At 61.3% G+C, this 14,377-nt stretch carries 10 protein-coding genes; 7 read left to right on the forward strand and 3 right to left on the reverse strand.

What is annotated here, in order from left to right; translation table 11 throughout:
• Positions 1 to 57 precede the first annotated feature (57 nt).
• The 7 genes from nusA (at position 58) to ACIOVF_RS22750 (ending at position 8,903) form a co-directional block, all read left to right on the forward strand.
• Positions 58 to 1,539, forward strand: a complete 1,482-nt coding sequence (gene nusA / locus ACIOVF_RS22720) for a transcription termination factor NusA (protein WP_010222981.1) — start codon at positions 58 to 60, stop codon at positions 1,537 to 1,539.
• A gap of 27 nt (positions 1,540 to 1,566) precedes the next feature.
• On the forward strand, positions 1,567 to 4,071 hold the full coding sequence (gene infB / locus ACIOVF_RS22725) for a translation initiation factor IF-2 (RefSeq protein ID WP_045199720.1): 2,505 nt from the start codon (positions 1,567 to 1,569) through the stop codon (positions 4,069 to 4,071).
• Positions 4,072 to 4,192: 121 nt separating this feature from the next.
• Positions 4,193 to 4,594 (forward strand): 30S ribosome-binding factor RbfA, encoded by a 402-nt coding sequence (gene rbfA / locus ACIOVF_RS22730; RefSeq protein ID WP_045199718.1) that lies wholly within the window; start codon positions 4,193 to 4,195, stop codon positions 4,592 to 4,594.
• A 3-nt stretch (positions 4,595 to 4,597) separates the two neighbouring features.
• Positions 4,598 to 5,515, forward strand: coding sequence for a tRNA pseudouridine(55) synthase TruB (truB, locus tag ACIOVF_RS22735; RefSeq protein ID WP_010222984.1), 918 nt, complete (start codon positions 4,598 to 4,600; stop codon positions 5,513 to 5,515).
• Positions 5,516 to 5,668: 153 nt separating this feature from the next.
• Positions 5,669 to 5,938: a 30S ribosomal protein S15 gene (gene rpsO, locus ACIOVF_RS22740; protein WP_010222985.1), complete on the forward strand. Its 270-nt coding sequence runs from the start codon at positions 5,669 to 5,671 to the stop codon at positions 5,936 to 5,938.
• 250 nt (positions 5,939 to 6,188) lie between these two features.
• On the forward strand, positions 6,189 to 8,294 hold the full coding sequence (pnp, locus tag ACIOVF_RS22745; RefSeq protein ID WP_038998668.1) for a polyribonucleotide nucleotidyltransferase: 2,106 nt from the start codon (positions 6,189 to 6,191) through the stop codon (positions 8,292 to 8,294).
• A 258-nt stretch (positions 8,295 to 8,552) separates the two neighbouring features.
• Positions 8,553 to 8,903, forward strand: coding sequence for a BON domain-containing protein (locus ACIOVF_RS22750; RefSeq protein ID WP_093379313.1), 351 nt, complete (start codon positions 8,553 to 8,555; stop codon positions 8,901 to 8,903).
• A 127-nt stretch (positions 8,904 to 9,030) separates the two neighbouring features.
• Here ACIOVF_RS22750 and ACIOVF_RS22755 read toward each other — a convergent pair whose 3' ends face one another.
• The 3 genes from ACIOVF_RS22755 to ACIOVF_RS22765 form a co-directional block, all read right to left on the reverse strand.
• Positions 9,031 to 11,967, reverse strand: coding sequence for a DUF748 domain-containing protein (locus ACIOVF_RS22755; protein WP_401292622.1), 2,937 nt, complete (start codon positions 11,965 to 11,967; stop codon positions 9,031 to 9,033).
• A 91-nt stretch (positions 11,968 to 12,058) separates the two neighbouring features.
• Positions 12,059 to 13,075: a class I SAM-dependent rRNA methyltransferase gene (locus ACIOVF_RS22760; RefSeq protein WP_401292625.1), complete on the reverse strand. Its 1,017-nt coding sequence runs from the start codon at positions 13,073 to 13,075 to the stop codon at positions 12,059 to 12,061.
• A gap of 79 nt (positions 13,076 to 13,154) precedes the next feature.
• Positions 13,155 to 14,333, reverse strand: a complete 1,179-nt coding sequence (locus tag ACIOVF_RS22765) for an acetyl-CoA C-acetyltransferase (protein WP_195885064.1) — start codon at positions 14,331 to 14,333, stop codon at positions 13,155 to 13,157.
• Positions 14,334 to 14,377 lie beyond the last annotated feature (44 nt).

Consider the following 14,377-nt stretch of genomic DNA (forward strand, 5'->3'; position numbering starts at 1 on the left):
CGTGCCGGATCCCGCGGACCGCGCGGATCCAATGGCTTGCGAAAGGCGAGGCGTACGATGAGCAAAGAAGTACTGCTGGTTGTTGAGTCGGTATCCAACGAAAAGGGCGTACCGGCCGGCGTAATTTTTGAAGCGCTGGAAGTGGCCCTGGCCACTGCAACCAAAAAACGTTTTGACGACGAAGTCGACCTGCGTGTGGAAATCAACCGCCACACCGGTAGCTACGAAACCTTCCGTCGCTGGACTGTCGTCGAAGAAAAGGATCTGGACGATCCGGCGATCGAAGTGTGGCCAGCGAAGATTCAGGACACCCATCCTGAAGCCAAGGTCGGTGACGTGATCGAAGAGAAGATCGAGTCGATCGAGTTCGGCCGCATTGCCGCCCAGACCGCCAAGCAAGTCATCGTCCAGAAGGTCCGTGAAGCCGAGCGCGCTCAAGTGGTAGATGCCTACCGCGAGCGTCTGGGCGAGATCATCTCCGGCACCGTCAAGAAGGTCACCCGTGACAACGTCATCGTTGACCTGGGCAACAACGCCGAAGCGTTGCTGGCCCGTGAAGACATCATCTCCCGCGAGACTTTCCGTGTCGGTGTGCGCCTGCGTGCACTGCTCAAGGAAATCCGCACCGAGAACCGCGGCCCGCAGTTGATCCTGTCGCGTACCGCGCCACAGATGCTGATCGAACTGTTCCGCATCGAAGTGCCGGAAATCGCCGAGGGCCTGATCGAAGTCATGGCCGCGTCCCGTGATCCGGGTTCGCGCGCCAAGATCGCCGTGCGCTCCAAGGACAAACGCATCGACCCGCAAGGTGCCTGTATCGGCATGCGCGGTTCGCGTGTCCAGGCGGTGTCCGGTGAACTGGGTGGCGAGCGTGTGGACATCGTCCTCTGGGACGACAACCCTGCACAGTTCGTCATCAACGCCATGTCGCCGGCTGAAGTCGCGGCGATCATCGTCGATGAAGACGCCCACGCCATGGACATCGCCGTGGGTGCCGACAACCTGGCCCAGGCGATTGGCCGTGGTGGCCAGAACGTGCGCCTGGCCAGTCAGTTGACCGGCTGGACCCTGAACGTGATGACCGAATCGGACATCCAGGCCAAGCAGCAAGCTGAAACCGGTGACATCCTGCGCAACTTCATCGACGAGCTGGAAGTCGACGAAGAGCTGGCACAGGTGCTGGTCGATGAAGGCTTCACCAGCCTGGAAGAGATTGCCTACGTACCGCTGGAAGAAATGCTCAACATCGACGGCTTTGACGAAGACATCGTCAACGAGCTTCGTGCTCGCGCCAAGGATCGCCTGTTGACCAAAGCCATCGCTACTGAGGAAAAGCTGGCAGACGCCCATCCGGCCGAAGACCTGCTCTCGCTTGAGGGTATGGACAAGGATTTGGCGATGGAACTGGCGGTGCGCGGCGTAGTTACCCGCGAAGACCTGGCCGAGCAGTCGATTGATGACCTGCTCGACATCGACGGCATCGACCAAGAGCGTGCCGGCAAGTTGATCATGGCCGCCCGAGCCCACTGGTTCGAGTAATTAGGCGCGGCCTGAGGAGAGAAGTGCATGACGCAAGTCACGGTGAAAGAATTGGCCCAAGAGGTCGCTGCACCGGTAGAGCGCCTGCTGCAGCAGATGCGTGAGGCAGGTCTGCCGCACACCGACGCCGGTCAGGTAGTGACCGACAATGAGAAGCAGGCATTGCTGGCTCATTTGAAGAGCAGCCACAAGGCAAAAGTGGAAGAGCCGCGCAAGATCACCTTGCAGCGCAAAACCACCAGCACCCTGCGTGTCGCCGGTAGCAAGAGCATCAGCGTAGAAGTACGCAAGAAGAAAGTATTCGTTCAGCGCAGCCCGGAAGAAATCCAGGCCGAGCAGAAGCGCGAGCTGGAAGAGCGCCGTGCAGCGGAAAACGCTGCCCGCGAAAAGGCCGATGCCGAAGCACGTCAGCGTGCCGAGGAAGAGTCCCGTCGCCAGCCAGCCGCTGCCAACGCCGCACCGGCTGCTGCCGCTGCGCCGGCTCCAGCGCCTGTAATCGAAGCCGCAGCCGCCGATGCTCCGGCACCGGTTGCCGAGCGCAAGAAAGACGACGTGCGTCGCAGCGACAAGTCGCGTGACGACGAGCGCCGTGGCGGCGAGCGCCGTAACGAAGCGCCGCGTGTTTCGGTCAAGGTCAAGGAAAAGGAAAAGGCGCCTACCCCGCGTGCCGCTCCGCGTACCACCGACGAAGAAAGCGATGGCTTCCGTCGTGGTGGCCGTGGCAAGGGCAAGCCGAAGAAGCGCAACGCCCACGGTTTCCAGAACCCGACCGGTCCGGTTATCCGCGACGTGCAGATCGGCGAGACCATCACGGTTTCCGACCTGGCCAACCAGATGTCCGTCAAGGGCGCTGAAGTGGTCAAGTTCATGTTCAAACTGGGCACTCCGGTGACCATCAACCAGGTGCTCGACCAGGAGACAGCTCAGCTGATCGCCGAAGAGCTGGGCCACAAGGTCACCCTGGTCAGCGACACCGCCCTGGAAGATTCCCTGGCCGAGTCGTTGAAGTTCGAAGGCGAGACCTTCTCCCGTGCACCAGTCGTGACCGTAATGGGCCACGTTGACCACGGTAAGACCTCGCTGCTCGACTACATCCGTCGTGCCAAGGTTGCTGCTGGCGAAGCCGGTGGTATTACCCAGCACATCGGTGCGTACCACGTGGAAACCGACCGCGGCATGGTCACTTTCCTCGACACCCCTGGCCACGCCGCGTTTACCGCCATGCGTGCCCGTGGTGCCAAGGCAACCGACATCGTGATCCTGGTGGTTGCGGCGGACGACGGCGTGATGCCGCAAACCCGCGAAGCGGTCCAGCACGCCAAGGCTGCCGGTGTTCCGCTGGTGGTTGCGGTGAACAAGATCGACAAGCCAGGTGCCGACCTCGATCGTATCCGTAACGAACTGGCCGTCGAAGGCGTCACTTCCGAGGACTGGGGTGGAGATACCCCGTTCGTCAAGGTGTCGGCGAAGATGGGTACCGGTGTCGACGAACTGCTCGAAGCGGTCCTGCTGCAAGCCGAGATCCTCGAACTCAAGGCCACTCCATCGGCCCCGGGTCGTGGTGTGGTAGTTGAATCGCGTCTGGACAAGGGCCGTGGCCCGGTGGCTACCGTACTGGTTCAGGACGGTACCCTGCGTCAAGGCGACATGGTCCTGTGCGGTTCCAACTACGGTCGCGTACGGGCAATGCTCGACGAGAACGGCAAGCCTGTTAAGGAAGCCGGCCCGTCGATCCCGGTCGAGATCCTCGGCCTGGATGGCACTCCGGACGCCGGTGACGAGCTGTCGGTAGTGGCTGACGAGAAGAAAGCCCGTGAAGTTGCCCTGTTCCGTCAAGGCAAGTTCCGCGAGGTCAAACTGGCTCGCGCTCACGCTGGCAAACTCGAGAACATCTTCGAGAACATGGGCCAGGAAGAGAAGAAGACCCTCAACATCGTGCTCAAGTCCGATGTTCGTGGTTCTCTCGAGGCCCTGCAGGGCTCCCTGAGCGGCCTGGGCAACGACGAAGTACAGGTTCGCGTGATTGGCGGCGGTGTCGGTGGTATCACCGAGAGCGATGCCAACCTGGCCCTGGCGTCCAATGCAGTACTGTTCGGCTTCAACGTGCGTGCCGATGCCGGCGCGCGCAAGATCGTCGAGCAGGAAGGTCTGGATATGCGTTACTACAACGTGATTTACGACATCATTGAAGACGTCAAGAAAGCCCTGACCGGCATGCTCGGCAGCGATGTTCGCGAGAACATCCTGGGTATCGCCGAAGTGCGTGACGTGTTCCGTTCGCCGAAGTTCGGCGCCATCGCCGGCTGCATGGTCGTCGAGGGTGTGGTCTACCGCAACCGTCCGATCCGCGTACTGCGCGAGGACGTGGTGATCTTCGAAGGCGAGCTGGAATCGCTGCGTCGCTTCAAGGACGATGCGTCTGAAGTACGTGCCGGCATGGAATGCGGTATCGGCGTCAAGAGCTACAACGACGTCAAGGTCGGCGACAAGATCGAAGTCTTCGAGAAAGTCCAAGTGGCTCGTACGCTCTAAGCCGCGAGCATGGGAACCGCCAATCGCCCGCACCAGGGCGCCGCTTGGCGGCTCTGAACGCAACGCCCGGTCCGGCTCTAGCCTGGCCGGGCGTTTGCCGCTTTAGTTACAGGTAGCAAAAATGGCAAAAGAATATAGCCGTACCCAACGCATCGGCGATCAGATCCAGCGCGAGCTGGCCCAGTTGATCCGTCGTGAAGTCAAGGACCCGCGCGTCGGCGTGGTCACCATTACCGCTGTGGATGTCAGCCGCGATGTCGGCCATGCCAAGGTGTTCATCACCTCCATGGGCCAGGAAGGCGCGGAAGACATCAAGCAGACCCTCAAGGTGCTCAACGGCGCGGCCAGTTTCCTGCGCGTGCACCTGGGCAAGGAAATGCAACTGCGTAGCGTGCCGCAACTGCATTTCCACTATGACGAAAGCATCAGTCGCGGTGCCCACCTGTCGGCCCTGATCGAGCGCGCCGTCGCCGAAGACAAGCTGCACCAGGCTGCCGACACGCCCCTGGACACCAAGGAGTAAGCGGTGGCTCAGGTCAAGCGTATCCGTCGTAACGTCAGCGGCATCATCCTGCTCGACAAGCCGTTGGGGTTCACCTCCAACGCTGCCCTGCAGAAGGTCCGCTGGCTGCTCAATGCCGAAAAGGCCGGGCACACCGGCAGCCTCGATCCACTGGCCAGCGGCGTGCTGCCGCTGTGCTTCGGTGAGGCGACCAAGTTCTCGCAATACCTGCTCGATTCCGACAAGGGCTACGAGACGGTCATGCAACTGGGTCAGACCACCACCACGGGCGATGCCGAAGGTGAAGTGCTGAAAACCCGTGACGTGACCGTTGGTCGCGCCGATATCGAAGCGGTTTTGCCACAATTTCGTGGTCAAATCAGTCAGATACCGCCGATGTACTCGGCCCTCAAGCGTGACGGCCAGCCGCTGTACAAGCTTGCCCGTGCAGGTGAAGTAGTGGAGCGCGAGGCGCGTTCTGTTACTATTAACCGCTTGGAATTGCTCGAGTGCGAAGGCACCCGTGTCCGGTTGTCGGTCGGCTGCAGCAAAGGCACCTACATCCGCACCCTGGTCGAGGACATCGGCGAGGTGCTCGGTTGCGGAGCCTATGTCGCTGAACTGCGTCGTACGCACGCCGGTCCTTTCGAGCTGGCCCAGACCGTGACCCTCGAAGAACTCGAAGCGGTCCACGCCGAAGGTGGCAACGAAGCGGTCGATCGTTTCCTGATGCCATCGGACAGCGGTCTGCTGGACTGGCCACTGTTGCAGTTCTCCGAGCACAGTGCGTTCTACTGGCTCAATGGTCAGCCGGTCAGAGCCCCCGACGCGCCGAAGTTCGGCATGGTCCGGGTACAGGATCACAACGGTCGCTTCATCGGCATCGGTGAAGTGAGCGAAGACGGGCGCATCGCGCCGCGTCGCTTGATTCGGTCAGAATGATCGAAACCTTCAGTGTCAGGCCCAGGCCTGGCACTGGTGGTAAAGAGGATGGCTGTTAATAGGCACGGTCACGCCTCACTTTATGAATACAGGGAGCAGTCCCTGGCCTATTGGAAGCCGTTTGTTCGGTTTCCCTTGATTTGGAGAAGCCAGATGGCACTCAGCGTTGAAGAAAAAGCAAAGATCGTTGGCGAATACCAGCAAGCCGCCGGTGACACCGGTAGCCCGGAAGTACAGGTTGCTCTGCTGACCGCCAACATCAACAAGCTGCAAGGCCACTTCAAGGCCAACGGCAAAGACCACCACTCCCGTCGTGGTCTGATCCGCATGGTTAACCAGCGTCGCAAGCTGCTGGACTACCTGAAAGGCAAGGACACCACCCGTTACAGCGCCCTGATCGGTCGTCTGGGTCTGCGTCGCTAATAGCGGCCTGGCCAGTGGTGTGCACGGCGTGCTGCAGTCACCGCACGGAGCCTTTGGCCCCCGTGTCGGTGAGCACGCCTTGCCTATCTATGAGGTTGGCTGTCTGTCTCGCCTGAGCGGTTTACCGCGAGGGCAGGGCAGGCTCCCAACCTCTAGTTTTATCTGGACTGCCAACAGGGCCGATTCCCTGTTCTGCCCAAGAATTCGCAAGAACCCGTTCCCCCAGAGCCACTGAAAAAGGTAGGAAACCGTGAACCCGGTAATCAAGAAATTCCAGTTCGGTCAATCGACCGTTACCCTCGAGACGGGCCGTATTGCTCGTCAAGCGTCCGGCGCCGTATTGGTCACCGTCGACAACGATGTCACCGTACTGGTGACCGTGGTCGGTGCCAAACAGGCCGATCCAGGCAAAGGCTTCTTCCCCCTGTCCGTTCACTATCAGGAAAAGACCTACGCCGCCGGCAAGATCCCTGGTGGTTTCTTCAAGCGTGAAGGCCGTCCTTCCGAGAAAGAGACCCTGACCTCGCGTCTGATCGACCGTCCGATCCGTCCGCTGTTCCCGGAAGGCTTCATGAACGAAGTGCAGGTTGTCTGCACCGTCGTTTCCACCAGCAAGAAGACCGATCCGGACATCGCTGCGATGATCGGTACCTCGGCTGCCCTGGCCATCTCCGGCATTCCGTTCGAAGGCCCGATCGGCGCCGCCCGCGTTGCTTTCCACGAAAGCACCGGCTACCTGCTGAACCCGACCTACGAGCAACTGGCTGCCTCGAGCCTGGACATGGTCGTTGCCGGTACCTCCGACGCCGTACTGATGGTTGAATCGGAAGCCAAAGAGCTGACCGAAGACCAGATGCTGGGCGCCGTACTGTTCGCCCACGACGAATTCCAGGCTGTGATCCAGGCTGTCAAAGAGCTGGCCGCCGAAGCTGCCAAGCCGACCTGGGACTGGACTGCCAAGGCCGAGAACACCCCTCTGCTGAGCGCCATCCGTGGCGAATTCGGTGCTGCGGTTTCCGACGCCTACACCATCACCGTCAAGGCTGACCGTTATGCTCGCCTGGGCGAACTGCGCGAGCAAGTGATCGCCAAGTTCTCCGGTGAAGAAGGCCAACCTTCGGCTTCCGAAGTCAAAGAAATCTTCGGCGAAATCGAATACCGCACCGTTCGCGAAAACATCGTCAACGGCAAGCCACGTATCGACGGCCGCGACACCAAGACCGTACGTCCGCTGAACATCGAAGTCGGCGTACTGCCAAAGACCCACGGTTCGGCGCTGTTCACCCGTGGCGAAACCCAGGCCCTGGTCGTTGCGACCCTGGGTACTGCCCGTGACGCCCAGCTGCTGGATACCCTCGAAGGCGAGAAGAAAGACCCCTTCATGCTGCACTACAACTTCCCGCCGTTCTCGGTCGGCGAGTGTGGTCGCATGGGCGGTGCTGGCCGTCGCGAAATCGGTCACGGCCGTCTGGCCCGCCGTTCGGTCCAGGCCATGCTGCCTGCTGCCGACGTGTTCCCGTACACCATCCGCGTTGTTTCGGAAATCACCGAATCCAACGGTTCCAGCTCCATGGCTTCGGTCTGTGGTGCATCCCTGGCACTGATGGACGCTGGTGTGCCGATGAAGGCGCCGGTTGCCGGTATCGCCATGGGCCTGGTGAAAGAAGGCGAGAAATTCGCCATTCTGACCGACATCCTCGGTGACGAAGACCACCTGGGCGACATGGACTTCAAGGTCGCCGGTACCGCCAAAGGTGTTACCGCGCTGCAGATGGACATCAAGATCAACGGCATCACCGAAGAGATCATGGAAATCGCCCTGGGCCAGGCCCTGGAAGCGCGCCTGAACATCCTCGGCCAGATGAACCAGATCATTGGTCAGTCCCGTAGCGAACTGTCGGAAAACGCTCCGACCATGATCGCCATGAAGATCGACACCGACAAGATCCGTGACGTCATCGGTAAAGGCGGCGCGACCATCCGTGCCATCTGCGAAGAAACCAAGGCTTCGATCGACATCGAAGACGACGGTTCGATCAAGATCTTCGGTGAGACCAAAGACGCCGCTGAAGCTGCTCGCCAGCGCGTTCTGAGCATCACTGCCGAGGCCGAGATCGGCAAGATCTACGTCGGTAAGGTTGAGCGCATCGTCGACTTCGGTGCCTTCGTCAACATCCTGCCTGGCAAGGACGGTCTGGTTCACATCTCGATGCTGAGCGATGCTCGCGTCGAGAAAGTGACCGACATCCTTAAAGAAGGCCAGGAAGTTGAAGTACTGGTACTGGACGTGGACAACCGCGGCCGTATCAAGCTGTCGATCAAGGACGTTGCCGCTGCCAAGGCATCGGGCGTCTAAGATCGCCGCTTAAGAAAAAGGACCTTTCGGGGTCCTTTTTTTATGCCTGCAGAAATTGTCTTGCGGACTTGCATCTTGCATGCAGGATTTTGCCACTGCTTGCAAAATGCACGATCCAGTTTTTTGCTTGATTAGATAAGCTACTGTTTTATAAGGAGAAAATTATTCACAAAAGCTGGCACAGGCCCTGCAATAGTATTCATACCCCTGCTGCCAGGACTTACGGCGCAGACTTTTCGAAAAACAGGAGTGTCTCGTATGAAGAAGTTCGCTATTGCTGCCGCTACTGCCACCGCCCTGACCCTGACCCTGGCTAACGCGGCGTTTGCCCAACAGCCTTCCCAGGCTCCGCTGACCGTTGCTGCTGGTGAAGTTACCAAAGCAAAAGAAGCGACCTCCGACACCTGGATCACCACCAAGGTAAAAGCTGACCTGATGACCGAGAAAGGCATTCCGGGTAGCGACATCAAGGTCGAAACCAACAAAGGCGTGGTCTCCCTGTCTTCCGAGGTTGCCGTGACCGATTCGCAGAAAGACATGGCGGTCGCTATCGCCAAAAAAATCAAAGGCGTTCAAGCCGTCTCGGCTGATGGCCTGAAAAGCAACTAAGGCGTTTGTCCCGACTCGCTGACCCTTACAGGTTCATGCGAAAGACCAAAAGGACTTGGTCACTCAAAGCCCCGGCACTGGTTGCCGGGGCTTCTTTTTTGGGGGAAAGGAGGGGAAGAAGAGGTGGTTATTCCGCGTCCAGATGCAGCGGCGAGATCACTCGGCCATCCGCCTCGGCCTGGCCCAGGCTGGCATCGACGAAGTACACCCGGTCATCCGCCAGCTGGCCTTTATCTACCAGGTAGTCCTTGATACTGCTGGCCCGGGCCTGACCCAACTGGCGCAGCAGCAGGGCGCTTTCGCCCCAGGACTTGAGCACGGCATCGCGCAACTGGGTGGTGCGCTGTGCGCGATCGAGTTGTTCCCACTCCGCTGGAGGCTGTTTCTTCATGCGGGTACGGTAGATGCCTTCAAGCATCGCCGGCTTGTCGCCATCCGGTACTTTCAGCTCGGAGGCCTGGGCTGGCACCTTGTCGCCGCGGCGCTGGAGGATCTTGTAGTAGGTACTCTGGTACTCACGCTCCAGGCGCTGCTGGGCAATCAACGGTCCGTCGCTGCTCTGGGCGCTGGTGCCTTCGATCTCCAGGCGCAAGGCAGGGCGCTCTTTGAGCGCTGTCGCCAGCTTGTCCAGGGCGCTTTGCGCATCCGGGCCCAGGTCGCTGGAGCCAGCGGCAAAGGCGACGTTGCCCAGGTCCTGGGAATCGCCGCCGCTGACCAGCCCGCCGATGAACTTGAAGGGCGCCTGGGCCGCGCGCAGCACCAGGTTGCGCAGGGTCTGCCAGACAATCGGCATGACGCTGAACTGCGGGTCATTGAGGTCGCCAGTCACCGGTAGCTCGATGGAGATCTTGCCGTCGGTGTCCTTGAGCAAGGCCACTGCCAGGCGAATCGGCAGGTCCACCGCATCCGGGCTGTCGACCTTCTCACCCAGCTGCAGTTGCTCGACCACTACCTTGTTCTCGGCCTTGAGCTTGCCTTGGGTGATCACGTAGTGCAGGTCGATGTTCAGCCGGCCCTTACGGATGCGAAAGCCGGCGAACTTGCCCGAGTATGGCGTCAGGGTGGTCAGCTCGACGCGTTTGAAGCTGGTGGCGATGTCCAGGGCGGCCATCGGGTCGAAGGGGTTCAGCGAGCCTTTGATGGTCACCGGTGCATAGCGATCGACCTTGCCCTTGATATCGACCTTGGCCGGTTTTGGCTGACGGTTGTCGATGGTGCCGATCTGGCCGTTGAGCTGCTGGATGGCGGTGGCGAAGTTCGGGGTCAGGCTGAAGTCGGCAAAGTTGGCCGAACCGTCATTAATATCGATTTCACCGATACGGATGCCCAGTGGTTTTTCCGCAGGCGCCTTGGCTGTGGCCGGCGCCTTGGACTGCGCGGTAGCCGGTTGCGGGATCAGCAGGTCATCGACGTTGGTGGTGCGGTCTTCGTTGATCATGAAGCGCGCGTAGGGCTGCTTGAGGGTCACTTTGCCGATGCTCAGGGCGTCACCGTGGCGGTACGACAGACCATCGAGGTTCAGCTGCTGCCATTTGACGAAGTCGCGATCCTTGATGGTGTCCAGGGTGTGCAGCTGGTTGACCTGAGCCTTGCCGTCAATGCTGAAGGCCAGCGGCTCGGTGCTCTTGAGGTCGACGTTGAGGTCGCTGCCGAGCATGCCGCTGCGCAGTTCCAGGCGGATGTACGGGCTGATGTAGGCCTGGGCGACACGCAGGTCGATGTCCTGGGTGTTGACCTTGAGCTTGGCGCTCACCGGCGCCAGGTTGACCTCACCGGCCGCCTGCAGCTTGCCTTGCTTGCCGACACCGGTATCGAGCTTGAGGGTGAAGGGCGACTGGTTGAGGCTGTCGAAATTCTGCAGGTCGAGGTTCAGCGGGCCAACCTCGAGGGCGACCGGTTGTTTCTGCGAACGGTCGGCCAGGTGTACCTGGTAATTGCGCAGTTGCACGTCTTTGAGCAGCACTTGCCATGGCTTGCCCGGTGCCTCGGCGGCGGCCTTTTCCTTGGCATCCGGCTCGGCGGCGGCAGGTTCGGCTTTCTCTTTGGCCGTGGCTTTGGCCGGCTGGCTGGCAAACAGCTTCTGCCAGTCGAGCTGGCCATCGGACTCTACCGCCGCCCAGGTTTCGAGTTTTTCGCTGCGGATCTTGCCAACGGTGACCAGTTGCTTGGCCAGGTCAATCGAGGTTTCGCTGACATCCAGACGCGCCAGGCGTGCCAGCGGGCGGCCATCCGGTGCCTTGATGGCAAAGGGTGCAATGCTCACCGAGGTGTTGTCCAGCAGCAGCTCGGTTTCCTTGGACAGGTTCAGCTTGTAGTGGGTATCGAGGCTGACCACACCTTCTTCCAGCACCAGCGGCACGGCATCGCGCACATAAGGCCAGAAGGCTTTCATCTTGCCGTCGGTGACCTTCAGGGTGCCTTCGGAGGCGATCGGTACCAGGCTGAAGTTGCCGGCCCAGTCGATGCGCCCGCCCGCCGGACCATTGGCCACCAGGGTCATTTCGGTACTGTCTTCGGGCAGGGTGCTGAGGTTCTTCAGTTCCAGGTTCATCGAGTCGTAGAGAAACTCGATCGGCTCGCTCGGGCGCAGGTCCTGGAAATGCAGGTAGCCTTCGCTGAGCTTGATACTGCCGATGCGCAGCGGGAACGGATCGCCGGCGGGTTCTTGCGGCTTGGGCTCGCTCGGCGGCAGCTTGAACAGTTGCGTCAGGTTGAGGCTGCCGTCCTTGGCGAACAGCAGCTCGGTACGCGCCTTGTCCAGCTCGACACTGTCCAGGTGCAGGGCACCGCTCCACAGGCTGTTGATTTGCAGGTTGGCGTACAGGCGTTCGAAGCCGACCTGCTCTTTGCCCGGCTCGCCAATCTGCAGGCCCCAGAGGGTCAGTTCGAGGCTGAACGGGTTGAGCTCGATCCGCTGCAGGTGCGCCGGCACCGTGGCGTAACTGGTCAGTTGCTGGTTGGCGATACGCAGGGCAACCCCTGGGAGAATCAGAAAGCCTAGCAGGCTGTACAAGGCCACTGCGGCCAGCATGGCGCCGAGGGCGCGTTTCAATCCTTTGGGCATGTGTGGCGTCGTCTGTCTCGAACGGGAGTGCTTGGAGTATGGCACGTAAAAACGGTTCCGAAGCTACTCCGAAAATTAACGAAATTTTGTTTCAGAGCTGAAGAATCAAGGTCTTCAGTGGCGGCTGGCCATCCTGCGACGGAAAGTCGCCGGCAGGTTTGAGCACTTGCCAGTCGCGTACCGGGCGCCCGGCTTTCTCGGCGCAGCGCAGCACTTGCTCGCGCCAGTCGTCGAGACTGACCTTGGCCAGGTTGTTACAGCAAATCAGTACGCCGTCGTCGGCGGTGCTAAACAGGGCCGGCTTGAGCAGGCTCTGGTAGTCGCGCAGCAGGTCGACGGTGCCGAAGGCGCTCTTGGCCCAGGCCGGCGGGTCGAGGAACACCAGGTCGAACTGGCGCTGCTCCAGGCGCGGATACGGCGGCAGCTTGTGGCCGCGACGCTGGCTGACCGGCAAGCCGGCGAACTGGCGGATCGCCGGAAAGTAATCGGACTGGATAAAGCTCATCGGCAACAGTTGCGGGTTGAGTGCGCCGTTCTCCTTGCCGACCGCCAGGTTGCCTTCGGCGAAGTCCAGGTTGCACACCTCGCGCGCGCCGCCCGCTGCGGCGCTGAGGCCGACGCCGCAGGTATAGGCAAAGAGGTTGAGCACGCTTTTGCCGGCACTGTGCTGCTTGACCCAGCCACGGGCATTGCGCAGGTCGAGGAACAGTAGCGGATCCTGCCCGGCATGGCGGCCACGTACCCGGTAGTTCAGGCCCCATTCGTGGCCGACATGATCGGCCAGCGCGGCCTCGCTCGCCTGATACACCGGGTCGCGACGATCGATGCGGCTGTTGCCCTGGGAGCGGTCGTTGTAGACCAACAGCAGTTCCAGGCCCAGGTGCGCTTGCACCGCCGCGTGCAGCTCCAGCAAGGCGCCGGTCTCAAGGCTTTGGTGGAAGCTTTGCACCAGCAACTGCGGGCCGTAGCGGTCGATGGTCAGGCCGCTGGCGCCTTCCTGGCTGCCATGGAACAGGCGATAGCAGTCGGTGCCCTGGGCATGCAGTTCGGCGAGAAGGCCCTGGCGGGCGTCGAGGGCGGCGCGCAGCGCCTGATTCAAGAGGGACATGCACGTGGCCTTGGTTTGCGGACGTGCATGTTATCAGTTCAGGCCAGGGGAGGGGCCGTTGCAGCCCCTCCCGCAGTGATCAGCGCTCGATCGCCAGGGCCACGCCCTGACCACCGCCGATGCACAGGGTCGCCAGGCCTTTGCTGACGTCACGCTTGATCATTTCGTGCAGCAAAGTTACCAGCACCCGACAACCCGAGGCGCCAATCGGGTGCCCCAGGGCAATCGCGCCGCCATTGACGTTGACCTTGCTGGCGTCCCAGCCCAGCTCCTTGCCCACCGACAGGGCCTGGGCGGCAAAGGCTTCGTTGGCCTCGATCAGATCGAGGTCGCTCAACTGCCAGCCGGCCTTGTCCAGGCAGCGGCGGGTGGCGCTGACCGGGCCGATGCCCATGATCGCCGGATCAACCCCGGCGTTGGCATAGGCCTTGATCCGCGCCAGGATCGGCAGGCCCAGCTGTTGCGCCTTGGCCGCACTCATCAGCAGTACCGCTGCCGCACCGTCGTTGAGCGACGAGGCGTTACCGGCTGTTACCGTGCCGTCTTTCTTGAACGCCGGCTTGAGCTTGCCCAGCGACTCTGCGGTAGTGCCGGCGCGGGGTTGCTCGTCGGTGGCGAAGGCCACCGGCTCGCCCTTGCGCTGCGGAATCAGGATCGGGGTGATTTCGTCGACGAAGCGCCGGGCTTCGATGGCTGCGGCGGCTTTCTGCTGCGAGGCGGCGGCGAAGGCGTCCTGTTCTTCCCGGCTGATGCTGTATTTTTCCACCAGGTTCTCGGCGGTGATGCCCATGTGGTAGTCGTTGAACGCATCCCACAGGCCGTCGCTGATCATGCTGTCGATCAGTGTGCTGTGGCCCATGCGCAGGCCGGTACGGGCACCCGGCATGACGTAGTTGGCCAGACTCATGTTCTCCTGGCCGCCGGCGATGATCACCTCGGCATCGCCGCAGCGAATTGCCTGGGTCGCCAGGTGCAGGGCCTTGAGGCCCGAGCCGCAGACCTTGTTCAGGGTCATGGCCGGTACCGCGTGGGGCAGGCCGGCCTTGATCGCGGCCTGACGCGCCGGGTTCTGCCCGGCACCGGCGGTCAGTACCTGGCCGAGGATGACTTCATCGACCAGTTCGGCATCGATGCCGGTCTGGGTCAGCAACTGGCGGATCACCGCAGCGCCGAGGTCGACGGCAGGAATGTTGGCCAGCGCCCCCTGGTAGCTCCCGACAGCAGTACGGGTGGCGGCAACGATTACGACATCTTGCATGGCGCGGGTCCTCACTCTTATTGGATTTGGCGTCAGAACGGTTC

It is taken from the genome of Pseudomonas sp. NPDC087612, assembly GCF_044743505.1.
In the GTDB taxonomy this organism is placed as follows: domain Bacteria; phylum Pseudomonadota; class Gammaproteobacteria; order Pseudomonadales; family Pseudomonadaceae; genus Aquipseudomonas.